Here is a 26,580-nt window from a genome sequence, read left to right as displayed (position 1 = left end):
GTTTGGCCCCGATTCATGTGTGGGACACGTCCAATCGGTAGGCGCGGATCGCGGTGCCCGCGAACATCTCCGCTCGCTCCATGCGCGAGTATCCGCGAGTGATGCCGGCGAACGCGCCATAGAGCGCAGTCATGCTGGAGTACATTCCGTCAACAGGGAAGTTGCTCCCGAACATGACGCGGTCGGGCCCGAACGCATCGATCGTCTGATGGATGAGTGGAGCAATGCTCTCCGGTGTCCAGAAGTGGTCTGTCGTACCGATGGCTGAGACCTTCACGACGACGTTGGGGCGCTCGGCGAGGAGTCGGAGAGATGCCGCCCACTCGTGCAGATACTCCGGCTCCCGCGACAAGGGCATACCGATGTGATCGAGCACGATCTGCGTCGTGGGATGGTCGGCGGCGAGCGCAGCAGCGGAGGTGAGTTGATCGGCGAACACCTGAAGGTCGAATGAAAGCCCCAGGGTCGCGAGCTGCGCGAACCCGGAGCGCCATTGCGGCTCGTCGATCATCCCCGGTCGCGGTGTATGGCTCTTACGAGGATCTTGATGCCAGTTGAGAATCTGGCGCACACCGCGCACATGCTGCATCGACGCCAGGGTCTCCAGCTGAACGCTTACGTCGGGTTGAGTCAGGTCGGCACGACATACGTGCACGGCGGGGATCGGCGCGCTTTCAGCAATGACCTCGCCGATCCACCGCGCTTCAGCGACCGGGTCAGCTGCGCCGTTCTCGACGTGGACCGATGCGATGACCGGAAGGTCGGCGACATCGGCGAGGTAGTCGCTGACGAGGTAGTTCCTTCGCAGATCGCGATCATCGCCGTGGTAGCGGTCGATGGGGGCGTCCGGCGCGAGCCACGGATATCCGAGATCGAGACGTGCGAGGTGATGATGCGCGTCGACGATCGGAACGTCGATGATCGATTCACTCATCGTTGAGCTCCGCTCGTCGTTCCACGACACGGATTACGCCCGTGTGATCGAGCTCGCCCTCGCCGGCGGCGACCATTTCGGCGAACAAGCTCATCACGGCGGTCGAGACCGGCAGGTCGATGGAAAGCTCGCGAGCAGCTTCCTCGACGAACCGCAGATCCTTGAGCTGATTGGCGGCGCTGCCCCCCTCGGTGTAGTCCGCGCTGAGCCATTTCGACTTCTTCTGCCGAAGCACCTCGGACGCGGCGAGACCGCCTTCGAGGATCTCGATGACGGTTGACTTCTCGAGCCCTGCGCGCGCGGCCAGGCTGAGTGCCTCGGATATGGCCGCGACCGTCGACGCGACCACGATCTGGTTGCATGCTTTGGCCAGTGCTCCGCTCCCGGCCGGCCCGAAGTATCTGATCACGCGTCCATAGAGGCGGAAGATGGGTTCGGCGTGCCTCGCAATCATGGGGTCTCCGCCCACCATGATGCTCAGCGTGCCAGCGGCTGCGCCGATCGTGCCCCCGCTCAACGGTGCGTCCACGACCGAGACGCCGTGCTCGCGCTCCATAGTGCGTGCGAATGCTGCGGTATCCACGGGTGAGGTCGTGCCGTGGACGACGAGCACAGGATGTGACACACCCCTGGCCGCCCAGCCGGCGAGCAGCCCATCGTCCCCGGCGAGAATTCCCTCGACCTGAGGGAGATCGGGAAGGACGGTGAGGACGATGGGTAGTGCGGCGTCGGAGGGGGTGAGCGCAAAGGAAGCGCCGCGCGCGACGAAGGGGTCAGTGCGGGACGGCGTGCGATTCCAGACGGTCAGGTGGGATCCAGCGTCGAGCAGCCTCCCCGCGATGGGCCCACCCATCGGCCCGAGTCCACAAATGGAGACTGGTTCGGCGACAACGGAACTCATCTTCTCCCCTCCTGCACTGAGGCAAGCAGGTCGAGTCCCAGATCCTCGAGAAGCAGCTGTGCCTGGAACTTGAGGAGGGAACTGGACCGCTCGAGATTCAGGCCGACGTCCCGACCGCACAGATCCCCGATAGGGACGTCCGGGATGACCATTGCGGCTGCTTCTCGGGTCTCCTCGATGAGATAGGTCTGCGATGCAGCGACGAGGATTCCGGGTGCAGGGGGCGTCTCCTCTCGGAGTGCGCAGAGGACGGCTTGCGCCGCGTCTCCCGCGTGGAGGTAGCTCCACCCCTCGTAGGCCTGTCGCAGGGGATCCAGTCTGAGTGCCGTACGCACGTGGTCGGCGAAGGCGGCGCCGTTGCCGGCCGTGAGATCGCGGACGAGGGGGAATCGCAGTCCTGTGAGCTGCAATCCCCACGCGGTCGCTGCCATCCGCGCCGCGTATTCGTTGGCTTCCTTGGAGAGTGAGTAGGTGTCAGCGATCGATACTGGTTCCGTCTCGTCATACGGAATTCGCGTGGGCGCGCGACGTTTGCCGATCGGCAGCCCGTTGACGTTGATGCTTGAGGCGTAGACGACCTTCTGGACTCCGCTTCTGGCCGCGGCCGAGAAGACCGAATAGGTGCCGACCGCATTCACCTCGTAGGTGGTGACGTCGTCCTCGAGGTTCGGTCCAGGGATTCCGCCGAGGTGCACAACTGCGTCGGCGTTCGCCATGACGTCGCCGACCGCTCGGTCGTCTCTGAGGTCGCCGACGACGGACTCCACCCCGGACACAGCCGACGCTATGCGGTCGAATACGACGACCTTCGCCCGTTTCTGGCGGAGCAACTCGACGGTGGGCCGGCCGATGAGGCCCGCCCCACCGGTGACGACGATGCGAGCGCCAGCAACGTCTCCAATCACCCAGCCAGCTCCTGGACCGGAGTCGCTGCGACATCGTCCTTCGACTTGCCGCGCTTGAGCATCGGCCAATCCTTTGCACTCTGGTCGAGGGCCACCGCGATGATCACAACGAGCCCCGTCACGATCTGCTCGTAGAAGCTCGGGACGTTGAGCAGTACGAGGCCGTTCGTGAGAGCACCGAGAATAAGTGCACCGACGAGGGTTCCGGCGATGCGTCCTTCACCACCCATGAGGTTGGCGCCGCCGATGACAGCCGCCGCGATAGCGGTCAGGAGGTAGGGACTCCCCCCTTCGGTTTGGGCGGCGTTGATTCTGGCGACGAGGATGAGACCGGCAAGTCCAGCGAGACCACCGGAGAGGGCGTACACCGCCACCTTGACCCGGTTGACGCGGATGCCCGAGAGCCAGGCAGTCTCCTCGCTGCCGCCGACAGCGATGACGTTCTCGCCGAACACGGTGCGCCGGAGGAGCAGCCAGCACAGCACGCCTACTACCGCGACGATGATGACCATCACCGGGATGCCGCCGACGTAGCTGTTCAGCAGGAGTACGAACTCCGGCGGGATGTTGTAGACCGGCTTGCCGTCAGTGGTGACGTAGGCGAGCCCCTGAAAGACGCTCATGGTTCCCAGTGTTGCGATGAACGGCGGGAGTTTCAGCCTGGTGATGAGCAGTCCGTTGGCCGCGCCGCACGCGAGGCCGACCACGATCCCGATGAGGAGCGCGAGAATCGGGGCGACGCCGCCCGAGACCATGAAGGTCGCGGCGACGATGCCTACGAGGCTGGCGATCGACCCGACGGACAAGTCGATTCCCCCAGTGATGATGACGAACGTGACGCCGAGTCCGATGATCGCGTTGATGCTGGCGGCGACAGCGATGTCGCGCAGGTTGCCGATCGTCAGAAACGATGGGCTGAGGATGCCGAAGATGATGAAGATGATCGCTGCGGCACCGAAGATGCCGAGCGTTTGGACGTTGACGCGCAGTCGACGCGGACTGCGGGTGGGCGTGCTCATTTCTGTCCTTCCGCGACGCCCATAGCGCTTGCTACAAGGGTCTGTTCGTTGATGTCGTCTCCCTCGAAGGAGCCGACGAAGCGTCCGGCGCGCATGACGAGCACCCGGTCGCTGAGAGAGATGACTTCTGGCAGATCGGACGAGACCACGACGATGGAGTGGCCCTCCGAAGCGAGTCGGTCGATGAGCCGGTAGATCTCGACTCGGCCGCCGACGTCGACGCCCTTGGTGGGCTCGTCGAACAAGTACACGCTGGCACCACGCCAGGTCCACTTGGCGATGACGAGCTTCTGTTGGTTCCCACCCGAGAACTGTCGCGCGTTGAGGCGGACGTTCGCAGGTCGCAGCGACATGCCCTGCGTCTGAATCGTCGCCGTGTCGATTTCGCGCTTCTTGCTGACGACCGGACCCACCGTGTTGAACTGATGGTCCGCGGTCATCGCGATGTTCGCGTACGCGGGGATCTGCAGGACGAGGCCCTGCCGCTTGCGCTCTTCTGGGATGAACGCGATGCCGGCGCTGCGACTGGTGTGCGGATCGACGACGCGGAACGGCTTGCCGTCGATTGCGATGTGCCCGGTGCTGCCGTGGTCCGCGCGGACAATCGCGCGGAGAAGCTCCGTACGGCCGGAGCCGACCAGTCCGGCGATGCCGACTACTTCACCTGCGCGAACTGCGAGCCGCAAGGGAGCAGGGTGCTTCGGGTGCCGCACGTCTGTCGCTTCGAATCGCACAGCCGCGTCGGGCTTCATCGGATGTTCCCGAGTGAATCCGAGCAGTTCGCGACCCACCATCTTCTGGACGATTTCTTGCTCGGATGTCTGCGCGATCTCAGCTCGGTACGCGTTCTTACCGTCCCGCAGCACGACAACGCTGTCCGAGACCCGCATCACTTCGGGCATCTTGTGGGAGACGAACAGAACTGCGACACCGCGCTCCTGCACGATCTCGCGTACCCGTTCGAGCACCTGGGCCGCGTTGTGCTCGAGCATGCTCGTGGTCGGCTCGTCGAGCGCGATCACCTTCGCGCCGAAGGCGAACGCGCGGGCGATGGTGAGCGCCTGGCGCTCCGCCGGGCTGAGCTTCGAGACAGGGGTCGACGGCGTCGTCTCGAAGCCCATTCGATTCATGTCGGCGATGACGCCGTCTACCGCCCCCGGGACCTGCTTGCGCTGGGCGCGGGACTTCCCGATCGTCACGTTCTGGGCGACGGTCAGTTGCGGAACGACCGCGGGCTCCTGCTGGGCGATGACGATTCCGTCCGCCAGCGCCCGGCGCGGGGAGTATTCCTCGCGCCGGACGCCGTCGATGGTGATCGAACCGCGGTCGGGAGTCAGCGACCCGCCAAGGATGGCGAGCAGTGTGCTCTTTCCCGCCCCGTTCTCGCCCGCGATCGTGCAGATCTCGCCGGCGTTGACGTCGAACGTCACGCCATCGAGCGCCCGAACTCCGGGAAAGCTCTTCGCGATTCCTTCGATCTGAAGTAGCGCGTTCAATCGATCACCTCTTTGTTCTCGAGTGGGTGGCAGCCGACTTACGGCATGCCTTCGGCGTAGTCCGCGACGTTGGCCGAATCGATGATGAAGGCCGGGACCTCGATCCAGCCGGGTACTTCCTTCCCTGCCAGGAGCCAGAGACCGACGTCGACGCCGGCCGCGCCCTCCTGGTTGGGCTTCTGACTCACGGTTGCGGTGATACGTCCGTTCTGGATCTCGGTCTTCGCCTGCGGGATTCCGTCGGTGCCTACGATCAGGACTTCACCCGTCTTGCCCGCGCGCTCGACGGCGGTTGCGACGCCGAGTGCCATGCCGTCGTTCTGGACGTAGAACGCCTTCAGGTCGGGGTTGGCCGTCAGCATCGCGGTCGCGATGTCCTGCGCCTTGGTCTGATCCCAGTTGGCGGTCTGCGCCGCGACCAGCTCGAGGTTCGGGTGCTCGGCCAGGCCGTCTTCGAAGCCCTGGCCACGGTTGAGGGCGTTGGATGATCCTGGATCGCCTTCGACCATTGCGACCTTGCCGCCATCGGGGAGCTGCTCGGCGAGGTAGTCGGCAGCGGTCCGACCCGTGGTGAGGGAGTCCGGGCCGGAGTAGACGACTCCTGGGAGGGTGCCCTTCGCGTCATTGAGGACGATGGCGGGAACGCCCTGCGCGAGCGCATCCGTGAACACAGAGTCGAGCCCGGTGGCCGAGATCGGAGAGGCGAGCAGGACGGTGCAGCCCTGTGTGAGCGCGCTCTTGGCCTTGTCGAGTTGCTCGGTGATCGACGCTTCGTCGTTGACGGCGAAGATCTGCACCTCGGCGCCGAGTTCCTTCGCGCGGTTCTCGACACCGTCGGCGACGAGCGACCAGTACTCGTTCGAGAGGGTGCGGGTGACGTAGCAGATCTTCGTACCGTCCGGCACCTCGGGCTCGCCGAGCGAGCCGAGCGCATCTTCGTACGGCTGCACGTCGTCGGCCTGGACGAGGGAAACGATGTCGCCCTCACCGGCTGCACCGCCTCCCCCGTCGGGGGTCGCGGTGCAGCCTGCGACTCCGACGCCGAGGGCCGCCGCCGCGAACACGGCGAGCGCGATCTTGGTAGTTCTGGTCATGGTCATACCTTTCATCTTTGTAAGGGGGTCGTGCCAGAGAAGGAGTGAAGTGTTAGACGGTCGTGAACATCGCTTCGGTCTCACGACGCAGTTCGAGGGCAGTTGTGAGCGAGTCGTCCATCTTGACGTCGTCCCAGCTCACGATCTCGCCCTTGGGGACATCGTTGATGAGTTCCACGTGGTGAGCGAGCGCGACGGGGAGCGCATGTGAGGCGGTCGAACGGGCCGCTGAGACGAGCTTGCCCCAGACGGTGTAGCCGCCCTCTCCGTCGAGGAACTCTCCGACGTGCAGATCCTTCTTCGCGGTGGCAACGACGTCGGCGTAGAAGCCGACGGGAGATCCGGTCGGGATGCCGCGGAGCGCGGCATTGGCGATCGACACATTCAGCTCGAGCCCGACGTAGTGATAGGGGCGGTAGAGCGCCGCGTACTGGCCGGTGGGATCCGGGTGCCAGGGGTACTCGACGAAGCAGTTCGACACGTATTCGTTGGTCGCCTTGACGACGACGAAGACGCCCTCCTGTGTGTTGTGGGGAATCCAGTCGCCATCCCGAGTGACACTGGACATGACATCCACGGTTCCTTCGTGTGCCAGCACCCCGCCAGTCGATGCCGGTCGACAGATCGTGGCGATCTGCTCGACGTCACCAGGGGTGAAGGTCAGTCCGTCGTCCGACGGAATCAGGGCTGCCGCATTCGCGACGGCAGCCATCTCGATCGCAGCCTTCGTCCCGTCGCGGAACGAGGTGTGCATGTAGGGATTGAGCTGCCCGGAGTCGGTGAGCTCCTTCGAGAACTCCCAGTTCTCCCAGACGTTGTCGGGGTTCATCTCGTGGTAGTGGCTCAAGTACTTCGCGCCCTTGCCTGCGCAGACGACGTCGAAGCCCGAGGTGCGGGCCCAGTCGACGAGTTCCATGATCAGTGCCGGCTGGTCGCCGTAGGCCATCGAGTACACGACTCCGGCCTGCTCCGCTCGGCGAGCCAACGCGGGGCCCGCGAGTGCATCCGCCTCGACGGTCACCATGATGATGTGCTGGTTCGCCGCGAAGGCTTTGAGCGCGTGGTCGATACCGACGATGGGGTTTCCGGTCGCCTCGACGACGACGTCGATCCCGGAGCAGAAGAGGTCGCTCGACGAGCCGATGATGGCGGTTTTGCGGGTCGCGAGCGCGTCATCCACCGTGTCGGTGATCAGTTCGGCCGGCCATCCGGCGAGCTCGAAGGCATTGCGCGCGCGGTCCACGTTGATGTCTGCAACGGCTACGACGTGGATGCCGGGGATGTTCCGAGCCTGAGCGAGGTACATGTTCCCGAAGCGACCGGCGCCGATCAGCCCGACGCGAATCGGACGTCCTTCGGCCTCGCGCTCGGTGAGCAGGTGGTGCAGGTTCATGTCTTCCTTCTCCCTGTTCGACGTTGACGAGAGGTGCCCGGAGGCGATGGACATCAATGTCTTGCAGCGTTAGAGTGGTAACGGTTCCACTTTTGTACCACTCTGCGAAGCGAGACGTCAACACCCTGTCGAGAACGAGGGCCATCGACGCTCGCTAGCATGGCGAGACAGGACACGGAGGAGTTCGATGAGGAAGCCACCCACCATCCGCGACGTGGCGTCTGCAGCGGGCGTGTCGGTCGCTGTGGTGTCGCGCGTTCTCAACGACACGGGGCCGGTGGCCGCGAAAACGCGCGATCGCGTTGTGGAGGCTATCGAGAAGCTTGGATTTCACCCTCGCGCTGCGGCTCGGAGTCTGGTCACAGGCACGACGACCCTCGGACTCATCGTCACGGACCTGGAGAATCCCTTCTTCGCCAGGCTTGCCGACCGGATCGTCTGGGAGTCACGCAGCGCGCGCATCCAGGTCGTCCTCATGACGACGCACGAGGACACGCATCTCGAACGAGAGACGCTCGATCGGTTGCAGGACCGCTCAGTGGCGGCGATCATCGCGACACCCACTGGCGGAAACGCCGACAAATGGGAGCGCCTGATCGAGCTCGGCATCCACATCACCTTCGTCGACAGATCTGTGCCGGGCGTTCCCATCGACGTCGTTCGTATTGAGAACGTCGATTCCGCACGAAGCGCGACGGAGCACCTGCTCAATCTCGGCCACGAGCGGATCTCGATCATCTCCGGTCCTGAATCCACCACAACGGGAAGTGAGCGGATATCCGGCTATCGTCTGGCCCTCGAGGAGCGAGGCATCGCGTATCGGAGTGAGCTCGTTCACGCTGTTCGTTTCCGTGGAGACGCAGGCGCCGACGCGGTCGGTTCTCTGCTCAGCCTGCAAAGCCCCCCGACGGCTCTGATCGTCGCGAACACGGCGCAGGTGCACAATGCCCTGCGACGTCTCGAGCAGTCCCGCATCCGGATTCCGGATCAGCTCTCCGTCATCGTCTTCGACGACAACCCATGGACCGACCTCTTCACGCCGCCTCTCGCCATCGTTCGACCCCCCATCGACATGCTCGCGGTGCACTCGCTTGAGCTGGTCGGCGGCCGACTACGCGGCCAAGTAGGCGATGTGCCCCGATCCGTCGCCGTCTCAGCAGAGTTCGTCGCGCGGTCCAGCACCGCACCCCTGCAACTGGCATTCCCCGAACAGAAAGATGAAGAATGACCGACGTGATCGTGACCGCTGTTTTCCGCGCCGCCCCAGGCATGCGCGACGCCCTGATCGATGCACTCCGACGCGGGATCCCGGCTGTTCACGAAGAGGCGGGATGCGTCCTTTACGCAATTCACGACGCCGCCGATGGGTCGATCGTCATGCTCGAGAAGTGGACGTCCACTTCCGAACTGGATGCGCACGCTGACGGTATTGCCGTGAAGAAGCTCAACGAGCTGATCGGGCCTTTCCTGGCTGAACCTGTAACCGTCACGACGATGACTCCGATCCCGGCTGGCACCGCGGCTCAGGGAGTCCTGTGATCGAGCAGGCAGCGAGCATCAACGTCGTCCGACTGGCGGTGATGGGGTCGAACCTGGCCCGCAATCTCGCGAGCCGCGAAGCGAACACAGTCGTCCCAAGTCAAACGGACTCACTCGTCTAGGACAGCCGCATGCCGAAGGCCTGCACGCCGGGGTGCGATTCCAACGGCGTGAAGCCGACGCGCGGGTAGAACGCGAGCGCCCCCTCGTTCTCTGACGCCGCGGCGAGGTGCAGGCCCGTCACGCCGCGCTCACGCAAGGCGGCGACGAGGGACTCGATGAGGCGTCGCCCCCACCCCTCTCCCTGCAGCTCGGGCAGCAGGTCGATATGCAGGTGTGCGGGGTATTCATCGCCGTAGGGCTCCGCTCCGCCGCGGCGGCCGTAGGCGTAGATGAGCGTGCCGTCCTGACGTGATCGCTCCACCTCGGGCAGAGGCCAGGCTCCGTTGCGTGACGGCCACCACTCGTCGTGGAACCAGTCCTCGAAAGCCTGCGTGTCGGGCGTCCCGACGATGTAGCCGGCCACGCGACCGTCGTCGGTCTCGACGACGAACGCGAGATCGGGGTGCCGGGCGACGTAGGGCAGGACGAAGACCTCGGCCCAGATGCGATCGTCGTCGAACACGCCCGTCGCGTCGCGCCCGGCATCCGCCGTCTTCAGGCAGATGTCGGCGAGCGCGGGTTCGTCGCCGGGACGGAAGGGACGGATGCTGGCCACCGGCCGAGTCTACGAGACGGGTGGGAGCCGATGCTCGAGCCGCACCACGATCGACTTCGATGTCGGCGTCCCGCTCACGTCTGCCACCGAGTCGAGCGGCACGAGGACATTCGTCTCGGGGTAGTACGCGGCGGCGTTCCCGCGCGGGGTGGGGTACGCCACGATCCGGAACGCCTCGGCCCGACGCTCTTCGCGGGTGCGGTCCGCCGCCGTCCACTCCGACACGAGATCGACGACCTCGCCGTCGATGAAGCCGAGCGCGACGATGTCCTTCGGGTTCACGAGGACGACCCGACGGCCGCCGTGGATGCCGCGATAGCGGTCGTCCTTGCCGTAGATCGTCGTGTTGTACTGGTCGTGAGAGCGGAGCGTCTGCAGGAGCAGACGACCGAGGGGGATGCGGGGATACTCGAGCGGATTCGCGGTGAACCGTGCCCGGCCGTCCGCCGTCGCGAAGCGCCGCGCGTCGCGCGGGCCGTTCGGCAGGTGCAGCGTCCGCCCTCTGTCGATGCGCTCCTCGAAGTCGTCGAAGCCCGGAACGACGCGCGCGATGTGGCGTCGGATGCCGGCGTAGTCGCGCTCGAGCGCAGCCCAGTCCGCCTGCGGGTAGTCGGCGCGATCGCCGAACACGAGCGCGCACAGGCGCGCGACGATCGCGACTTCGCTCAGCAGCCCGTCGGACGGCGGCGCGAGCCGGCCCCGCGAGGCGTGCACGGCGCCCATCGAGTCCTCGACCGTCACGCGCTGGTCACGATCGCGATCCGTGCGGCCGAGCGTCGGGAGGACGAGCGCACTGCGCCCCGTCACGACGTGCGACCGATTGAGCTTCGTCGACACCTGGACCGTGAGGTCGACACGTCGCATCGACTGTTCGACGACGGCGGTGTCGGGCGTCGCCGAGACGAAGTTCCCGCCCATGCCCACGAACACACGCACCCGTCCGTCCCGCATGGCGCGAATCGCCTGCACGGTGTCGAAGCCGTGTTCCCGCGGTGCGGCGAACCCGAACTCCGCGTCGAGTGCGTTCAGGAAGGCCGAGGACGGCTTCTCGTAGATGCCGACGGTGCGGTCGCCTTGCACGTTCGAGTGACCGCGCACGGGGCAGACCCCGGCGCCCTTCCGTCCGATGTTCCCCTGCAGGAGCAGCACGTTCACGACCTCGCGCAGCGTCGGCACCGAGTGCTTGTGCTGCGTCAGCCCCATCGCCCAGCAAACGATCGTCGCCGTCGAGGTGCGCACGGCCTCGGCCACGCGCCGGAGCCCCGCCTCGGGGATGCCGGTCGCCGCGACGAGGTCCGGCCACGCGGCATCCCTCATCGCGTCCGCATACGCCTCGAAGCCGCTCGTGTACTCGCGGACGAACGCGTGATCGACGGCGCCGTGCTCGATCAGGTGCTTGCCGATCGCCTGGAACAGCGCCTGATCGCCGCCGAGCCGGATCTGCACGAACTCGTCGGCGAGCTTCGATCCGCCGAATGCGACACCGCGGACGGTCTGCGGGTTCTCGAACCGCACGAGGCCCGCTTCCGGCAGCGGGTTGACGGCGATGATCCGCGCGCCGCCCCGCTTCGCCTTCTCGAGCGCCGACAGCATGCGCGGGTGGTTCGTCCCCGGATTCTGACCGGCGACGATGATGAGGTCGGCATCGTGGATGTCGTCGATAGAGACGGTGCCCTTGCCGATGCCGATCGTCTCGGTGAGCGCGGAGCCCGATGACTCGTGGCACATGTTCGAGCAGTCGGGCAGATTGTTGGTGCCGAGCCCGCGCACGAGCAGCTGGTACAGGAACGCCGCTTCGTTCGACGTGCGCCCCGACGTGTAGAAGACGGCTTCGTTCGGGTCGTCGAGATCGCGCAGGGCATCGGCGACGAGACCGAGCGCGTCGTCCCACGAGATCGGGCGGTAGTGCGTCGCGCCTTCGTCGAGGATCATCGGATGCGTCAGCCGCCCCTGCTGACCGAGCCACCACTCGTCGTGGCCCGCGAGATCTTCGACCGAATGCTCCGCGAAGAACTCCGGCCCCACGCGACGCAGGGTCGCCTCCTCGGCGACGGCCTTCGCACCGTTCTCGCAGAACTCCGCGATGTGGCGCTTGTCCTCTTCGGGCCACGCGCAGCCGGGGCAGTCGAAGCCGTCCTTCTGGTTCACCTGCACGAGCGTCTGCACCGACCGGACGACGCCCATCTGATCGTTCGCGATCTGCAGGGCATGCAGGACAGCCGGAACACCGACGGCGACCTTCTTCGGGCTCGTCACGCGCACGCGTGTCTCGTCGATGTCGTTCTGCGGGGGCTTCCTCGCCATACGCCCAGGCTATGCCGTGCCGTCGGGATGCGACGTCTCGACGATGTCCGCCGCGGTCGCGGTGATGCGGCGGGCCATGCCGCTGAAGATGAAGCCGTGGAAGGGCAGCACCGCGAGCCAGTACAGCCGTCCCGCGAGCCCGTGCGGGAAGAAGACCGCGTGCTGGTCGTAGCGCGAGCCCGCGGCATCCGGAGTCACGCGCATCTCGAGCCACGCGAGTCCCGGGACCTTCATCTCGGCGCGCAGCCGCAGCAGCGAGCCCTGCTCGATCGTCTCGACGCGCCAGAAGTCCAGGGCGTCGCCGACGGCGAGACGCGCCCTGCTCCGGCGGCCGCGCGCGAGACCGATGCCGCCCACGAGGCGGTCCATGATGCCGCGCACGGTCCACAGGAACCGCGACGAGTACCAGCCGTTGTCGCCGCCGATCCCCTGGACGACGCGCCACAGCGCCTCGGGCGACGCGGTCGTGACGGCAGAGCGGACGTCGGTGAAGACGACCCGCCCTGCCCAGTCGGGATCGCTCGGCAGCGGGTCGCTCGGCACGCCCGAGATGTCGCCGTCCTGCCAGCTCGTCTCGATCGCATCGTCGCCCTCGCGCGCGAGGGCGAGGCGCACCGCCGAGCGGTACGGGGTGAGCCCGTCCGCGGGCGGCGGGATGATGGCATCCACGTCGTGCTCCTTGACGATGCATTCGTTCTGCAGCGATTCGACGAGCGGACGCGCGATGGATGCCGGAATCGGCGTGACCAGCCCGACCCAGTGCGATGCGAGCCCCGGCGTGAGCACCGGCAGCGCCGCGATCGGACGTTGCGGCAGCCCCGCCTCGACGGCGTAGCCGTTCATCATCTGGCCGTAGCGCAAGACGTCCGGCCCGCCGATGTCGACGGCGCGGTTCACCTCGTCGGGCACGCGCGCGGCGCCCAGCAGATAGTGCAGCACATCGCGCACGGCGATCGGCTGGATGCGATTGCGCACCCACTTCGGCGCCGGCATGTAGGGCAGCACCTCGGTGAGGTGGCGCACCATCTCGAACGACGCCGACCCCGAGCCGATCACGACGCCCGCCTGCAGCACGAGCGTCGGCACGCCCGACGCGAGCAGGATCTCGCCCACCTCGACGCGTGACCGCAGATGCGGCGAGAGCTTCGCGTCGTCGGGGTGCAGCCCGCCGAGGTAGACGATGCGGCGGACGCCCGCAGCGACCGCACGGTCGGCGACGGTCTCGGCGGCGCGGCGATCGGTGCCTTCGAAGCCCTTCCCGGCTGACATCGAGTGGATCAGGTAGTACAGGACGTCGACGTCCGAGACCGCTCGGGCGACGGCATCCGGATCCGTCGCGTCGCCCTCGATCACCTCGACGTCAGCACCCCACGTGAAGGCGCCGAGGCGTGCTGCGTCGCGCGCGACGACGCGCACCCGGTAGCCCGCCGCGAGCAGCCGAGGCACGAGGCGCCCGCCGATGTAGCCCGTCGCGCCGAACACGAGCGCGCGCGGGCCCGCGCCGTCGTCTCGCAGCTGCGCGGCGAGTTCGGGCTCGCGCCCGGTGGGGGCGGTGAGATCATCCATCGGGCCCACGCTACGCTCGCGCGATCACGGCCCGGGAGGGGTTGACACGATCTCGCGCACCGCCGCCTCGCCGAACCCGACCATTCGATCTCGTCGACTCCACGAGGCTCGCGGGAGGCCGTGCGTCAGCGCTTGCCGGTACCGAAGATACCCCGGATCACGCCACTCAGGATCGTCTGGGTCGACTTCGAGTTGAGCACCTGCTCGATCCCCGACTTCGGCGCACGCGAAGACGTGCGCGAGGTGCCGGCGGTCTTCTTCAGCAGGCGCTCGTACTCGGCCTGCGCCTTCTTGTCGGCGGCGGCCTGCGCCTTGTCGATCGCGGCCTGCTGCTTCGCGAACTCGGCGTCGGCCTTCGCCTTCGCGAGGGCGGCCTCTTCGGCAGCGGCCGCGTCATCCGCCGCCTTCATCTTCGCCGTCAGGATCTCGCGCGCCGATTCGCGGTCGATCGCCGTGCCGTACTTCGCGAGGAGGACGGATGCCTTCACCGCCGCATCGATCGCGGGGTCGGGCGTCGGCGACATGAGGCCCTGCGGCGCGCGCAGGCGGGTCCACGCGACGGGTGTCGGCGCGCCCTTCTCGCTCATGACGGTGACGATCGCCTCGCCCGTGCCGAGCTCCTGCAGCGTGCGCTCGAGGTCGTACCCCGACTTCGGATACGTGCCGACCGTCGCGCGGAGCGCTTTCGCGTCATCCGGCGTGAAGGCGCGCAGGGCATGCTGGACGCGCGAGCCGAGCTGCGCGAGCACGTCGGACGGCACGTCCTTCGGGGTCTGCGTCACGAAGAAGACGCCGACGCCCTTCGAGCGGATGAGCCGCACGGTCTGCGTGATCGCCGAGAGGAAGTCCTTCGAGGCGTCCTTGAAGAGCAGGTGCGCCTCGTCGAAGAAGAACACGAGCTTCGGCTTGTCGAGGTCGCCGACCTCGGGAAGGATCTCGAACAGCTCGGCGAGCAGGTACATCAGGAACGTCGAGAACAGCGCGGGCTTGTCGGCGATGCCCGGAACCTCGAGCAGGCTGATGATCCCCCGACCGTCGGGCGCCGTGCGCAGGAAGTCCGTGACCTCGAACTCGGGCTCGCCGAAGAAGACGTCGGCGCCGTCGTCGGCGAACGTGATGAGTTCGCGCAGGATGACGCCCGCCGTCGCCGCCGAGAGGCCTCCGAGCTCTTTGAGCTCGGCCTTGCCCTCGTCGCTCGTGAGGTAGCTGAGCACGGCACGGAGGTCGGACAGGTCGACGAGCGCGAGGCCGTTCGCGTCGGCGTAGTGGAAGACCAGCCCGAGGCTCGACTCCTGCGTCGCGTTGAGGCCGAGGACCTTGCTCAGCAGCAGCGGCCCGAACCCCGACACGGTCGCGCGCACGGGCACGCCCTTGCCGATGCCGCCCAGCGCGAAGTACTCGGTGACGGATGCCTCGGGCTTCCAGTCCTGCCCGATCGCCTGCGTGCGGGCGAGGAGCTTCTCGCTCGACTCCCCCGGCGTCGCGACGCCCGAGAGGTCGCCCTTGATGTCGGCCGCGAAGACGGGCACGCCCTTGCTGGCGAGCTGCTCGGCGAGGCCCTGCAGAGTGCGGGTCTTGCCCGTACCTGTTGCACCTGCGACGAGACCGTGGCGGTTCATCATGCCGAGCGGGATGCGGATCTGCGCCGCCGCGACGGGCTCGGTGTTCATGAGCGCACCCAGGTCGAGGGTCGTGCCCTCGAAGGTGTAGCCCTTGACGACCGCGGCGATCTCGTCCGCGTCGAGGGGCCCGGAGGTGTCGGGGATGGATGCCTCGGCCGGCGCCGGTGCCTGCTCGGCCGGGGCCGCCTCGGCCGGCGCCGGTGCCGGCTCGGCCGGGGCCGCCGCGGGACTCGCAGACGCGGGGACCCCCGCCCTCGCCTTCGCCGCCTCGGCTTCGGCGGCGGCGAGCGCCGCCTTGGCCTGAGCTGCCTTGAGAAGGGCTTCCGCGGCTTCGGCCTCGGCCCGGAGGCGCGCGAGTTCGGCTTCGGCGGCGGCGACGGCGGGGTCGGTCATGCGCTCAGCCTAGCCAGGCGCTCTCACCGAGGCATCCGTCCCGTCACGCCTCGAGACCCCATCGATGAGAAACCACCGCAGCCGTGAGAAACCACCGCGGGAGTGTTTTCTCACGCGTCCAAGGGTTTCTCATGGGGACCCGGCTGCTCGCGCGCGAGCGGGACGGCGAACGCCGCGGCGACGGCGAGCGCGGCGCCGACCCCCACGAGCGCGCCGCCGAGCGTGTCGCTCAGCCAGTGCGCGTGCAGATAGGTGCGGCTGAACGCCATCAGCAGGGTCCAGGCGACACCGAGGATGAGAACGCCGAGTCGGGGGAACAGGATGACCACCGCGGTGGCGAGCGTCGCCGCGCCCGCGACGTGGCCAGAGGGGTACGACCCGTAGTCCGAATGCACCAGGATGTCTTCCGGGCGCGCGCGCCCGAACGTCGACTTGAGCACCTGCACGAGCCCCGCCGAGATCGCCTGCGCAGCGATGAAGTAGGTCGCCGACCACGGCCGGCGCAGGATCACGAGCACGATCGCTCCGCCGATCGGCACCGCGAGGATCGCGAACCATCCGCCGCCCAGGAAGTTCATGACGAGCGAGAACCCGCCCAGGAACGACGACCAACCCGAGGCGAGGAGGGTGTTCCACCACACGTCGATCGTGAACGCCGCGTTCTCGCGCGAGAACAGCCACCAGCCCAGCCCCGCCGACAGCAGGATCAGCGCGAGTCCCCACACGACGAACGCCACGACCGGAAGTCGGGATGCCGCGGCATCCGGTTCGCGCAGGTTCGCCGTCATCCGCCCATTCTGCCGTGCCGACCATGCGCGAAGATGGCACCATGCCCCGCGTCGTCGATGTCGTGCGCGCCACGATCGCCCCCTTGACCCGCACCCGCGCGTTCCGCCGCGCCGGTCCGTGGCTCATGCCACGGCTCGAGAAGGTCTTCGCGGCTCTGACGGGTGGCAGGGTGCCGCTCAGCGGGCTCCTCGTGCCGTCGCTCGTCCTCCATACGACGGGAGCGAAATCGGGCGAGCCGCGCGACGCGGCGCTCATGTACACGCCCGACGGTCACGGTCGCGCGATCGTGGCCGGCACGAACTTCGCCGGCGGGCACCACCCCGCGTGGACGAACAACCTCCTCGCGCATCCGGATGCCGGGATCACGGTCCGCGGCAGGTATATGCCCGTGCGGGCATCCCTCATTCCCGACGACGAGCGCGAGGTCGCGTGGGCGCGCATCGAGGATCAATGGCCCGGGTATCGCAACTACGAACGGGCGTCGGGGCGCAAGGTCAAGCTCTTCCGCCTCCAGCCGGTGCGGGGCTGATGCGCGTCCTCCGCGCCATCACCGCGCCGCTCTCGCGCACGCGGTGGTTTCGACGCTTCGCGGTCACGGCGCTGCCGCCGATGGAGCGCTGGACGTCGAGGGTGTCGGGCGGTCGCATCCAGCTCACCGCGTTCCTCGTGCCGTCGCTCGTCCTGCACACGATCGGCGCCAAGAGCGGTGAACCCCGCGACGCCCCGCTCATGTACACAGCCGACGGCGAGGGCCGGGCGTACGTCGCGGGGACGAATTGGGCGGGGGCTGCGCATCCCGCATGGACGACCAATCTTCTCGCGCACCCCGACGTCTCCATCACGGTGCGCGGGCGGCACATGAAGGTGCACGCGTCCCTCGTGCCCGACGACGAGCGCGATGCCGCCTGGGCGGTCATGGAGGCGCAGTGGCCGGACTACCGCGAGTACGAGCGCGACTCCGGGCGCACGGCCCGCATCTTCCTTCTGCAGCCTGTGCGCTGATGCCTACGGAGCGAGGCGCTCCACCGTGCGCGGTTGCACGATGAACCACAGCGCGAGTGCTCCGACGATCGCGCAGCCGACCATGACGGCGGCCATCGTCGTCGCGGTGATGCCGGCATCCTTCGCGATCCATCCGACGAGCGGAGAGATGAAGCCCGCGACGCCGAAGTTCGTCGCGCCGATGATCGACTGCGCCGTGCCGGCGGCCTTGCCGTGGCGATCGAGCGCGAGCACCTGCACGCACGGGAACGTGAACCCGCACGCGGTCATGAAGACGAACAGGGGGATGATCGTGCCCCACAGGCCGAGACCGAGTTGGTCGGTGACGATGATGGATGCCGAGGCCAGCACGAGCACGCCGGTCGAGACCGCCATGACCCACTGCGGCCCGAAGCGGGCGGCCAGCCGCGAGGCGACCTGCACGCCGACCACGACGCCGAGCGAGTTGGCCGCGAAGAGCATTCCGTACTGCTGCGCGTTGAAGCCGTACGAGATCTGGAAGAGGAAGGACGACGACGACAGGTACGAGAACAGCCCGCTGAAGGTCATGCCGCCGATGATGAGCACGCCGATGAACACGCGATCGCTGAAGACGCTCTTGTAGCGCTGCCAGATCGTCGTCGTGCCCTTGCCGCCGCGCCGTGCGGGCGGCAGGGTCTCGGGCAGCAGGAAGAGGGATGCCGCGAGCATGACGGCTCCGTAGACCGCGAGCACGATGAAGATGCCGCGCCAGGGCATGACGAGCAGCAAGGCCGACCCGACGAGCGGAGCGAGCACGGGGGCGACGCCCGACACGAGGGCGAGCCGCGAGAGCATCGTGACGAGCCGGCGGCCGCCGAACAGGTCGCGCACCATCGCCGCGGCCACGACGCCACCCGCGGCGGCCCCCGCCCCCTGGAAGAAGCGCGCGACCATGAGCAGTTCGAGGGTGGGCGCGAAGGCGGCGCAGATGCTCGCGACGACGTGGACCGCCGTGACGGCGAGCAGCGGGACGCGACGCCCGACCTTGTCGCTGAGCGGGCCGACGATCAGCTGACCGAGGGCGAAGCCGACCATCGTTCCGGTGAGCGTGAGCTGGATCGCGGCGGCCGTCGTGTCGAAGTCCGCCTCGAGCACCGGGAACGCCGGCAGGTACAGGTCGATCGTGAACGGCCCGAGGGCGGTCAGGGCGCCCAGCAGGATGATGTAGAGGACCCGCCGACGGTTCGAGATCGAATCGCCGGGGTGGAGCATGATCGGCGCCGTGGCCGGATTCGGCCCGAGCGTGCGGATCGCGCCGGTCGGCGACGGGATGCGGATCGACCCTGTCGCCGGGGCTTTCTCGGCCGACGGGGTGACGGGAACGGGAGCGGTATCGAGCACGGAGGTTTCGTTTCGGCGACGAGGCGGGAGCGTCGACACCGGGATGACCGGCTCAGGCGCGAGGAAAGCGAATCGCAGGATCGAAGACGGATCGAATCGATTCGAGTCCATGATACCGGATGCCTCGTGTGCACACGACAGCGAATCTGCCGACCCGGCAGTGTCTTCTCCGCGAGGTGCGGCCCACTGCTCGGTGATCGCGGTCACGCTCGTGGTCAGATGCGTTCCGGACGCGATGCTGCGGCCAGAGCTACATATCGCGAGTTGCTCTCTGCCCGTCAGCGGTGTCACGGCCGCGGCGCCTCCTCGCCCCGGTTCAGGAGCGCCACCGCCGTCGTACCTGATCGGGCCAAGTGGTCGCGAGGTCCAGACTGACGACCGGCGACATGTCGGGCGCTCACCCTCTCGCGTCGATCGCCGGGCGCCCATCGCCGCCGATCGGGCCGCGTGGTCGTGGGCTCGGCGCTGAAGGTCGCGCGACTGTCGGCGCACACTCCGAACGCCGGGCCCCGTCGCAGGGGCCTGGACGTGTGCGGATCGCGCACGGTGATCTTCGATTTCATGCTGCTTCGAATCGTCGGGGCGACTTGGACTGGAGCATCACGGGCTCGGCGATCTCGCCCGTGTCGGGGTCGGGTGGTGGGTGGAGCCAGTAGGTGTCGTGCTGCGTTTCGGGATCACGCGTGCGGGTGATACGCCAGCCTTGGTTGTGGAGCCGCATATGGCAGTTGCGGCAGAGCGGCACTCCGTCATCGACGTCAGTTCTGCCGTGGTCTTCGGACCAGTGATCGATGTGATGGAATTCGCACCACGAGACGGGCGCGGAGCAGCTCGGCCACACGCATCCCCCGTCGCGGGCGGCGATCACGATCCGCTGCTTCGCGGTGAAGAGGCGCCGTTCGCGACCGAGGTCGAGTGGCCTGCCGAACGCGTCGAAGCGTGCGGTGGTCGACCCGGCGTCGCACAGGTACTTCTCGACCAGACCACCGGGGATCGCCTGCCCGCCGTCTTCGAGGTGGCCGACACCGACCACTCCCATGCTTCCGCGCTGCGTCGGGTCGTCCATCGCGGACTCTTCGACGATGATCCGCACGCCCGGCTGTCGATCACCGAACGCCTGGGCCGGGTCGACATTCGCACCCGCGCGCAGGATCGCCATGAGGGTGTCGTACTGCAGCTGCTCGTTGGTGCGCTCGTCTTCCCCACCCGCACCGGCGCGCTCGTTGTCCGTGGCATCCGCGTCGACGAACCGCGGTCCGCGGCGGGGGCGGAGTGCGGAGCTGAGGATCGTGTTCACCCACGCGGCGGCGTCATCGTCGTAGCTGATCCTGGCGTGGTGTTGGCCGTGCTCGTCGACCCAGGTGCGGTACGAGCGGGCGACGAAGCGTTCCTCGAACCGCAGCGTCACCCCGACGGGGTCGAGCCTGTCCCGCGCGATGCGCGCCGCGTTCCGCAGATCCTCGACCGACAGTGCGGATGCCTCGTGCAGGAGGATCTCGACTGCGCGTGCCCACGCTTCGGGCAGGAAGTCCGGGTCGAGGTCGGGGTACCGCTCAGTCGGGGGCTCACCGAGGCCCGTGCGGATCGCCTGGAACTGGGTCGAGCTGATCCGCCCCTCGGTCAGCGCCTCACGCAGCAGCACACTCCACCGTGGCACCCGCGGCTCCGACGGTTCGTCAGCGTCGGGCGTGGGGGTTGCCGCGGCATCCCGCAGCTCTTCTCCGGTACGCAGCGAGCGGAACACGTCGCCCTTGGACTGCCCCGTGATGTTCTGCACGAGCGAGGTCACGTTGCGATGCCCTTTGCGCTGCGCGAGCCCGGCATATCCGAGCTCGCGCGCCGAACGGCGCGCCACCTCGGCCGACGTCGCCGAAGCGATCACCTCGAGAGCCTTCCGCGCGTCACTGACCTCACCCAGAAGCTCCAACAGCCCCTCGTCATCGAGCCCGGTCGCCGCAGCGATCGGATCCGCATCCGCCAATCGGCTCGCGATGAGCGCAGCAGCATCCACCAACCGTCGAACCGGTGCGGACGCCAAGTGCTTCATTGAACAAAGATACGAAGCACCTCCGACATCGGAGGCCCGAAACCATGCCCTTTCCAGCACATAAGGTCACGGAAAGATAACGGTTGCCGGGGTGGCCGACGCGGCGATGTCGTAGCCGATTCGAGCGAGGACTTCGGGACGAGACGCGGCACGCAGGCCGCGCCCGAACTCATGAAGCCGCATCGCGAAGGGCAACCACCCCTCGAGGACAAGTTCGTATCAGCCAAGTCTTGCCCCCGCTGGCGCGCCATGTGTAGCTTCAGCGGTGGAGACCGCTTGACGCGGGGAAGCGCACGTTGGGCTTGGGGACTATGGAGTTCCGTGACGTATTCGGTGCGCTTCGCGCTTGTCGCAATGGTCGGTTCGCTTTCGCTCGCAGTGCCCCTGGGTTTGCCCGCGACCGTGGTGGAGGTCCTCCCCGCTGCTGTGACGCAGCAGTCCGTCGACCCGTCCGATCTGCCCGCGCTGCCTGCGAGCGCGCTGGAGTCGGAGTTGGCCCCCTGGCCGGAGGAGCCGTTCGCGTCGACGGTGCTCGGTCAGCCGGATGCGTCGGAGGCGCCTCCCGCGGTGATCGAAGACGCGCCGAGTGGTGTGATCGATCAGGCGGAGTTGACGCCGGAGCGTGTGGTTGCGCAGTCGGAGTTCACGACGACGTATGAGCGCCCGTCGGGTGGGTTCGTGGATGTGCTGTCGCAGCGTGGGCGCAGAGTGCGGGCGGCGTGATCACACGGACGGTCGGGCTCCTCGGCGGCGCGTCCTGCACGATCAGCGGCACTGACAAGACCTGGTCGGTGCCGAGCATGCTCGGCCACACCCTCGTCACCCGCGGTGCGACCACCAGCAGCATCCACCTCTGGGATCCGTTCGGGCAGCCCCTCGACCCCACCACCGGGACCATCGGCACCAGCACCGCCGACGACACCGGACAGCTCAACGGCAACACCGGCTGGCACCAAACCGCCCTCAAGAACGCCGAAACCGTCGGCAGTGTCCAGATCATCGAGATGGGCGCCCGAATCTACGTCCCCAACCTCGGCAGATTCCTCAGCGTCGACCCCGTCGAAGGCGGCAACGCAAACGCTTACACCTGGCCCACCGACCCCATCAACTCCGAAGATGTATCAGGGCTGGCGCCCGGAGGGTCGATGCTCAACGACAGCCTGGCGGTCTATCAAGGCCTCCGCGTTGCCGGCGGCGCCGCGATTAGGGGAGGAGCGAGTGGTTTCGGGAGCTGGATTCAGTCCAAGCCATCTGCAGTGGCCCTGCGCGCAGCTGTCGAGCGCGCAGGGAGTTCGGCTGCCGCGCGGTCTGCCGCTCATCACATAGTCGCTGGGAAGGACAGGAGAGCGGCGGGAGCACGAGCGGTTCTCACGAAGTTCCAAATCAGCATCAATAGCGCGTCGAACGGCGTGTTTCTCCCTCGCAACCTCGCAGCGCCGAACCCGGCCGGATCTGCGGTGCATTCCACAGTCCACACCAACGACTACTACCGGACCGTCGACCGCATGATGCGAAGTGCGACTACGCGAGAAGAGGCATTGGAGACTCTCGAGACAATCCGTGGGCAGTTACTGTCGGGGACATGGCCATGACTGAGATTGCCGGCGCGGTTGAGATTGGTGCTTGTGAGGGCTACGAGTGGGCGATCCCCGAAGATGACGATGGCCACGAAGCACTGGCGTCGATCGATCATCACATCGAGGCCCGGTCGTGGCCGCGGCCTCGTTTCGAGCTGGTCACGCGCGCCCGCGGTCGACGATTCCGCCGGGCCACGATGCCGTGGTGTAACGACGAGGTCCTCGTCTTGCGAGACGAAGCGATCGAGCGCGTAGGCCCTCTACTGAGCGGATCGGGGATCTTCCTGCCTGTGTCGTGCGACGACGCTGCGCTCGTTCTGTTTTACGCCTGGGCTCGTTCAGATGCTCTGGATGTGGGACGCTCCTCGATCACGCGCTTCCCGAGCAGCGGCCGCGTGATGCGGATTGATCGGCCAGTGCTCCACGCCGCATGTCTCGCCGAGCCCGGTGCGTTCCGAGTCGCAGAGTCCCCGCGAGGGCCGACCTTCATGACCGACGACGTGGCAGAGGGCATCCAACAGACTGGGATCGCGACCGGCGCGCTCTTCACCGATGTTGAGATCAGCTGAGTGGCGCTCAGGTGCGTTCAGCGATCGAGCACATCGGTGAGGGGAGACCGTGTTGAAAGCGTTGCGACGAGCACACGTCGTTTCCTGGGGCGCACCGTGCGTGGCCACGAGCATCCTTCTGCTCACAGGCTGCGCGATGCTGTCGGTTCCAGCACGGCCGAATGACCGACCACTTGCGGTGACGGCGCGGGATGGAGGCGTCTGGTTCGCGTGGTGCGGACAGCCCACCGATGAGTTCGGATATCTCCAGATCACATACCGTGAATACTCCTCGGACACGGGGTTCGTCACAGCCGCGCGTGGCACCGGGGAGTTCCGATTCGAGCCGGGAACGGAGTTTTCAACGACCACACCCCCGGTGGGCTTGACTTTCGATGTCGATGAGGGGATTGCTCTGGACGCGGGAGCGATGCGCATCTTCGTCGCTCCTGGGCAAAGCGCGGACAACCTCGCACCCTGGTCTGTGATCTTCGAGGTCGAATCGCCCGACGACATCACGGACGTCTGGCTCCATCCATCTGGCGAAATGACGAGCGAACCCTGTGTCGACTAGATCAATTCGAATCTGCGATGTGTGAGATGCGCGGGGATGGGACCGAGGTCAGTCAGGGAAACCCTGCGAATGACTCCCGAATCGTTCGCGCGTACCTTCACATGCTGCTGGACGGTCATAGTGAGGACGACTCCGCGGAGCTCGCGGCAATCGCCGCACTGAACGACGGACGATCGTGGCAACTCCAGAGCGCGGCCCTCAACGCACGGCTCCCCTACGCCCTCAAGTGGAAGCTCTGGTGGTGGGAGAGTCTGCCACTCTTCCAGACCAACAACGCGCCTACCGTTGACGACCTGAGCTGCTCGCTCGTCAGGCACCCCTCGCTTGTCCCCTGGTTTACAGACTGGATCGAGACGGTTCTCCATCCCGGCGGAGATTGGCTCGGGGTACTCTTCGCTGACCAGGCCGCGGCACAGTTGGGCGTCGATTCCATAGACCACGAGCGGAGGCTGGCTGGGAAGGCAGCTCGCGACGAATGGCACGATGAAGTCCCGGACTACAGCGTGGTCCTGGGCGGCCTCTCGCGTGAACGGCTCGTCAGGCCTGGGACCGCCGCCGAAGTGTATGACCTCGCGCTCTCGCTCCACTCGCCACTCGACCTGGGCGTGCTCTGCTGGGGCGCCGCGGGCGGGTCGGTGGCAGCGACCGAGCGACTTCGCGAGAAAGTCGATGGCCTTGCTGACTCGGGAACGCAGGGGGTCGCCGAGCTTGTCCTCGGCCTCGCGGACGAAGTCACCGGCTGGCACACCTTGCCAGCCACGGGAACTCGACGCCTCGCGTTGGGGAGAGCGCAAGAGTTTGTCGACGCTTCGATCGGCGGGCACGTGACCTACGACGAGGTGCAAGACGCATGGACCACGTCGTTGCTCGATGTGCATGATCACAGAGCGGTCGAGATTGGGTCGGTTATCCAGGCGAGTGGGCCACGACTACGCGCTCACCTACAGCACCTCTCGGAAGCTGACGACACGTTCAACGACTGGGCGCGAGCCCGCGCTAGACAGGCGATGGACACAACGGACTTGCCGATCGCACCTGTCGTGCTTCGCGACGCGTTGGAGCGCACGCTGTGGGATCTGAATCGGAATGGCTAAAGGGGTTCCGGCAGAACTCGAACCGTTTGTTTTCGCAGACGGTCGGCTCGGCGTACCCGGCGACGAGGAGATCCCGTTCGTTCTCGAAGTTTCTGCCGAAAAGCGACCGTCATTGAATCGCCCCGGGTCTCGTGGAGGGTCTGAATCCCCGAGAGGATGATGACTATGCCAGCACCGAGGAAGTATCCGCCGGAGCTTCGTGAGCGTGCGATGCGGCTTGTCGCCGAGGCCAGGAAAGAAGATCCCGAGCTGTCGTTGAACGCGGGGTGGTGCGGGTCGGGCAGCGTGTCGGGGTGAACTCGGACACGTTGCGTGGCTGGTGCAAACAAGCTGCGATCGACGCGGGCGAACGCCCCGGGACCACCACGAGCGATGCCGCTCGGATCAAGCAGCTCGAGGCAGAGAACCGGGAACTGAAGCGTGCCAACGAGATTCTGTTGGCGGCGTCCTCGTTCTTTGCGCGGGAGCTCGACCCGCGACTGCCGTGGTAGTTCAGTTCATCGACGATCATCGTGACCGGTTCGGGGTCGAGCCGATCTGCCGCGTGCTCACCGCGCATGCAGTGCCGATCGCTCCGTCCGGGTACTACGCGTTCAAGAAGCGACCCGTCTCGGCGCGGGCGGTGACGGACGCGGAGTTGGTCGTGCAGATCGAGCGGGTCTTCTGGGACCGGAAACTGGGCCGCGGTATCAGCGGCGTCCGCAAGGTCTGGCGGCTGCTGCGCCGAGACGGGGTGGTCGTGGCCCGCTGCACGGTCGAACGACTCATGCGCCAACAGGGGCTGCGGGGCATCCGCCGCGGGAAGCAGTTCATCACGACCCGCCCGGACACCGCCTCGACGAGGCCGCCGGATCACGTGCACCGCGACTTCACCGCGGACCGCCCGAACCAGCTCTGGGTGGTCGATTTCACCTACGTGCCGACGTGGTCGGGGATGGCGTTCACCGCGTTCGTCACCGACGTCTACTCACGAAGGATCGTCGGCTGGCGGACCATGGACCGGATGCCGACCGCGCTGCCTCTGGACGCGCTCGAGATGGCGCTCTGGGTGAGGGACCGGGCGGGTCAGGACGTAACCGGACTGATTCAACACTCGGACGCCGGGTCGCAATACACCGCGATCCGCTACGCGGAGCGTCTCGCTGACGCCGGCGCGATCGCCTCGATCGGACGTGGGTGATTCGTACGATAACGCGCTGGCAGAGACGGTCGTCGGGCTCTACAAGACCGAGTGCGTGAAGATTGACGGCCCGTTCCGCACCGCCGACGAACTCGAACTCGCGACGCTGTCCTGGGTGCACTGGTTCAACGAGAACAGGCTGCACTCATCGATCGGATACGTCACCCCCATCGAGAAGGAGACCGAGTACTACCGTGAGAACAACCCCCAGCGTCAACCGGCGTTGGGAGAACTCGCCCTCCACTAAACCCGGGGCGATTCACATCGAGTCATTTGGCTCTGGCCGTCGAGTGCGGCGCGGCAGTACGAATTTGGGACCTTAATGACGCACCGTCTGGCGGGGGTTCGCTCGCCTTCTTGGGCGAGGTGATCGAACAGGTGCGCTATCTGGCAGTCTGACTCGCCCCGGCATGTCCGGAGAGCGTTTTGCTGGTGTCAGCCGGCTTTCTCGACCGGTTCGGTGTGAGCGTAGTCGAGTTGCTCGACCTCGAGGGGTGTGAGGTCGTCGATCGAGCGGTGGGTG

23 protein-coding genes, 1 pseudogene and 1 other annotated feature are annotated in these 26,580 nt (G+C 66.9%); of the genes and pseudogenes, 10 read left to right on the top strand and 14 right to left on the bottom strand.

Annotation, left to right across the window (positions count from 1 at the left end; all coding sequences use genetic code 11):
• Positions 1–13 precede the first annotated feature (13 nt).
• From MA876_RS16225 to MA876_RS16195, 7 genes are all read right to left on the bottom strand, one after another.
• The gene (locus MA876_RS16225; RefSeq protein WP_248151924.1) at positions 14–934 is read right to left on the bottom strand and encodes an amidohydrolase family protein; all 921 of its coding nucleotides are present in this window, start codon (positions 932–934) and stop codon (positions 14–16) included.
• Positions 927–1,835, bottom strand: coding sequence for an NAD(P)-dependent oxidoreductase (locus MA876_RS16220; RefSeq protein WP_275563290.1), 909 nt, complete (start codon positions 1,833–1,835; stop codon positions 927–929). Before MA876_RS16220 ends, MA876_RS16225 begins: the two co-directional genes overlap by 8 nt.
• Positions 1,832–2,740 (bottom strand): NAD-dependent epimerase/dehydratase family protein, encoded by a 909-nt coding sequence (locus MA876_RS16215; RefSeq protein ID WP_248151918.1) that lies wholly within the window; start codon positions 2,738–2,740, stop codon positions 1,832–1,834. The genes MA876_RS16220 and MA876_RS16215 overlap by 4 nt, the downstream gene beginning before the upstream one ends.
• Entirely contained in the window at positions 2,737–3,759 is a 1,023-nt protein-coding gene (locus MA876_RS16210; RefSeq protein WP_248151915.1) for an ABC transporter permease, read from the bottom strand. The genes MA876_RS16215 and MA876_RS16210 overlap by 4 nt, the downstream gene beginning before the upstream one ends.
• Positions 3,756–5,189, bottom strand: a complete 1,434-nt coding sequence (locus tag MA876_RS16205) for a sugar ABC transporter ATP-binding protein (RefSeq protein WP_248151913.1) — start codon at positions 5,187–5,189, stop codon at positions 3,756–3,758. The genes MA876_RS16210 and MA876_RS16205 overlap by 4 nt, the downstream gene beginning before the upstream one ends.
• A 104-nt stretch (positions 5,190–5,293) precedes the next feature.
• Positions 5,294–6,349 carry a sugar ABC transporter substrate-binding protein gene (locus tag MA876_RS16200; protein WP_248151911.1) on the bottom strand — a complete coding sequence of 352 codons (1,056 nt, stop codon included), beginning with the start codon at positions 6,347–6,349 and terminating at the stop codon, positions 5,294–5,296.
• 52 nt (positions 6,350–6,401) lie between these two features.
• Positions 6,402–7,742, bottom strand: a complete 1,341-nt coding sequence (locus tag MA876_RS16195; RefSeq protein WP_248151909.1) for an NAD(P)H-dependent oxidoreductase — start codon at positions 7,740–7,742, stop codon at positions 6,402–6,404.
• A gap of 187 nt (positions 7,743–7,929) precedes the next feature.
• Between MA876_RS16195 and MA876_RS16190 the strand changes: the two genes are divergently transcribed.
• Both MA876_RS16190 and MA876_RS16185 read left to right on the top strand, forming a co-directional pair.
• A complete protein-coding gene (locus tag MA876_RS16190) occupies positions 7,930–8,970 on the top strand; it encodes a LacI family DNA-binding transcriptional regulator (RefSeq protein ID WP_248151908.1) in 1,041 nt (346 codons plus the stop codon).
• Positions 8,967–9,281, top strand: coding sequence for a putative quinol monooxygenase (locus MA876_RS16185; protein ID WP_248151907.1), 315 nt, complete (start codon positions 8,967–8,969; stop codon positions 9,279–9,281). Before MA876_RS16190 ends, MA876_RS16185 begins: the two co-directional genes overlap by 4 nt.
• Positions 9,282–9,399: 118 nt before the next feature.
• On the opposite strand, the gene MA876_RS16180 is transcribed toward MA876_RS16185, so the two are convergent.
• The 5 genes from MA876_RS16180 to MA876_RS16160 form a co-directional block, all read right to left on the bottom strand.
• A complete protein-coding gene (locus MA876_RS16180; protein WP_248151905.1) occupies positions 9,400–9,999 on the bottom strand; it encodes a GNAT family N-acetyltransferase in 600 nt (199 codons plus the stop codon).
• A gap of 9 nt (positions 10,000–10,008) precedes the next feature.
• Positions 10,009–12,303, bottom strand: coding sequence for an FdhF/YdeP family oxidoreductase (locus tag MA876_RS16175; RefSeq protein WP_248151903.1), 2,295 nt, complete (start codon positions 12,301–12,303; stop codon positions 10,009–10,011).
• A 9-nt stretch (positions 12,304–12,312) separates the two neighbouring features.
• The gene (locus MA876_RS16170; protein WP_248151901.1) at positions 12,313–13,869 is read right to left on the bottom strand and encodes an SDR family oxidoreductase; all 1,557 of its coding nucleotides are present in this window, start codon (positions 13,867–13,869) and stop codon (positions 12,313–12,315) included.
• A 125-nt stretch (positions 13,870–13,994) separates the two neighbouring features.
• A complete protein-coding gene (locus tag MA876_RS16165; protein ID WP_248151899.1) occupies positions 13,995–15,884 on the bottom strand; it encodes a helicase HerA-like domain-containing protein in 1,890 nt (629 codons plus the stop codon).
• A gap of 110 nt (positions 15,885–15,994) precedes the next feature.
• Positions 15,995–16,672 (bottom strand): phosphatase PAP2 family protein, encoded by a 678-nt coding sequence (locus MA876_RS16160; RefSeq protein WP_248151897.1) that lies wholly within the window; start codon positions 16,670–16,672, stop codon positions 15,995–15,997.
• Between the two features lie 41 nt (positions 16,673–16,713).
• On the opposite strand from MA876_RS16160, the gene MA876_RS16155 reads away from it, so the two are divergent.
• Positions 16,714–17,202, top strand: coding sequence for a nitroreductase family deazaflavin-dependent oxidoreductase (locus MA876_RS16155; protein WP_248151894.1), 489 nt, complete (start codon positions 16,714–16,716; stop codon positions 17,200–17,202).
• A complete protein-coding gene (locus MA876_RS16150) occupies positions 17,202–17,675 on the top strand; it encodes a nitroreductase family deazaflavin-dependent oxidoreductase (RefSeq protein ID WP_248151893.1) in 474 nt (157 codons plus the stop codon). The genes MA876_RS16155 and MA876_RS16150 overlap by 1 nt, the downstream gene beginning before the upstream one ends.
• Before the next feature lie 3 nt (positions 17,676–17,678).
• On the opposite strand, the gene MA876_RS16145 is transcribed toward MA876_RS16150, so the two are convergent.
• Complete coding sequence (locus MA876_RS16145; RefSeq protein WP_372491541.1) at positions 17,679–19,037, bottom strand: multidrug effflux MFS transporter; 1,359 nt, start codon at positions 19,035–19,037, stop codon at positions 17,679–17,681.
• A 559-nt stretch (positions 19,038–19,596) separates the two neighbouring features.
• The gene (locus MA876_RS16140) at positions 19,597–21,084 is read right to left on the bottom strand and encodes an HNH endonuclease signature motif containing protein (RefSeq protein WP_248151890.1); all 1,488 of its coding nucleotides are present in this window, start codon (positions 21,082–21,084) and stop codon (positions 19,597–19,599) included.
• 321 nt (positions 21,085–21,405) lie between these two features.
• Here MA876_RS16140 and MA876_RS16135 point away from each other — a divergent pair, with 321 nt between their 5' ends.
• The 6 genes and pseudogenes from MA876_RS16135 (at position 21,406) to MA876_RS16110 (ending at position 26,304) form a co-directional block, all read left to right on the top strand.
• Entirely contained in the window at positions 21,406–21,807 is a 402-nt protein-coding gene (locus MA876_RS16135; RefSeq protein WP_248151888.1) for a hypothetical protein, read from the top strand.
• A complete protein-coding gene (locus MA876_RS16130) occupies positions 21,804–22,676 on the top strand; it encodes an AHH domain-containing protein (protein WP_248151885.1) in 873 nt (290 codons plus the stop codon). Before MA876_RS16135 ends, MA876_RS16130 begins: the two co-directional genes overlap by 4 nt.
• Positions 22,667–23,230, top strand: a complete 564-nt coding sequence (locus MA876_RS16125) for a hypothetical protein (protein ID WP_248151882.1) — start codon at positions 22,667–22,669, stop codon at positions 23,228–23,230. The genes MA876_RS16130 and MA876_RS16125 overlap by 10 nt, the downstream gene beginning before the upstream one ends.
• Positions 23,231–23,330: 100 nt before the next feature.
• A complete protein-coding gene (locus tag MA876_RS16120) occupies positions 23,331–23,783 on the top strand; it encodes a hypothetical protein (RefSeq protein ID WP_248151880.1) in 453 nt (150 codons plus the stop codon).
• A 101-nt stretch (positions 23,784–23,884) separates the two neighbouring features.
• Complete coding sequence (locus MA876_RS16115; protein ID WP_248151877.1) at positions 23,885–24,877, top strand: hypothetical protein; 993 nt, start codon at positions 23,885–23,887, stop codon at positions 24,875–24,877.
• A gap of 165 nt (positions 24,878–25,042) precedes the next feature.
• Positions 25,043–26,304: pseudogene (locus MA876_RS16110) on the top strand (IS3 family transposase).
• Positions 25,326–25,454 (top strand) — a sequence feature (AL1L pseudoknot). Its footprint overlaps the pseudogene before it by 129 nt.
• Positions 26,305–26,580 lie beyond the last annotated feature (276 nt).

Origin of the sequence: Microbacterium aoyamense (assembly GCF_023155855.1) — a bacterium.
GTDB lineage: Bacteria > Actinomycetota > Actinomycetes > Actinomycetales > Microbacteriaceae > Microbacterium > Microbacterium aoyamense.
Note: the sequence above shows the minus strand (reverse complement) of the source record. Positions and strands in the feature narration are given on the sequence as shown.

Coding starts and splice junctions, on each gene's coding strand:
- MA876_RS16195 (WP_248151909.1), bottom strand. CDS start 7,742: ATGAACCTGCACCACCTGCTCACCGAGCGCGAGGCCGAAGGACGTCCG.
- MA876_RS16165 (WP_248151899.1), bottom strand. CDS start 15,884: ATGACCGACCCCGCCGTCGCCGCCGCCGAAGCCGAACTCGCGCGCCTC.
- MA876_RS16115 (WP_248151877.1), top strand. CDS start 23,885: ATGCTGCTGGACGGTCATAGTGAGGACGACTCCGCGGAGCTCGCGGCA.
- MA876_RS16190 (WP_248151908.1), top strand. CDS start 7,930: ATGAGGAAGCCACCCACCATCCGCGACGTGGCGTCTGCAGCGGGCGTG.
- MA876_RS16175 (WP_248151903.1), bottom strand. CDS start 12,303: ATGGCGAGGAAGCCCCCGCAGAACGACATCGACGAGACACGCGTGCGC.
- MA876_RS16220 (WP_275563290.1), bottom strand. CDS start 1,835: ATGAGTTCCGTTGTCGCCGAACCAGTCTCCATTTGTGGACTCGGGCCG.
- MA876_RS16185 (WP_248151907.1), top strand. CDS start 8,967: ATGACCGACGTGATCGTGACCGCTGTTTTCCGCGCCGCCCCAGGCATG.
- MA876_RS16155 (WP_248151894.1), top strand. CDS start 16,714: ATGCCCCGCGTCGTCGATGTCGTGCGCGCCACGATCGCCCCCTTGACC.
- MA876_RS16225 (WP_248151924.1), bottom strand. CDS start 934: ATGAGTGAATCGATCATCGACGTTCCGATCGTCGACGCGCATCATCAC.
- MA876_RS16140 (WP_248151890.1), bottom strand. CDS start 21,084: ATGAAGCACTTGGCGTCCGCACCGGTTCGACGGTTGGTGGATGCTGCT.
- MA876_RS16160 (WP_248151897.1), bottom strand. CDS start 16,672: ATGACGGCGAACCTGCGCGAACCGGATGCCGCGGCATCCCGACTTCCG.
- MA876_RS16150 (WP_248151893.1), top strand. CDS start 17,202: ATGCGCGTCCTCCGCGCCATCACCGCGCCGCTCTCGCGCACGCGGTGG.
- MA876_RS16125 (WP_248151882.1), top strand. CDS start 22,667: ATGGCCATGACTGAGATTGCCGGCGCGGTTGAGATTGGTGCTTGTGAG.
- MA876_RS16200 (WP_248151911.1), bottom strand. CDS start 6,349: ATGACCAGAACTACCAAGATCGCGCTCGCCGTGTTCGCGGCGGCGGCC.
- MA876_RS16210 (WP_248151915.1), bottom strand. CDS start 3,759: ATGAGCACGCCCACCCGCAGTCCGCGTCGACTGCGCGTCAACGTCCAA.
- MA876_RS16170 (WP_248151901.1), bottom strand. CDS start 13,869: ATGGATGATCTCACCGCCCCCACCGGGCGCGAGCCCGAACTCGCCGCG.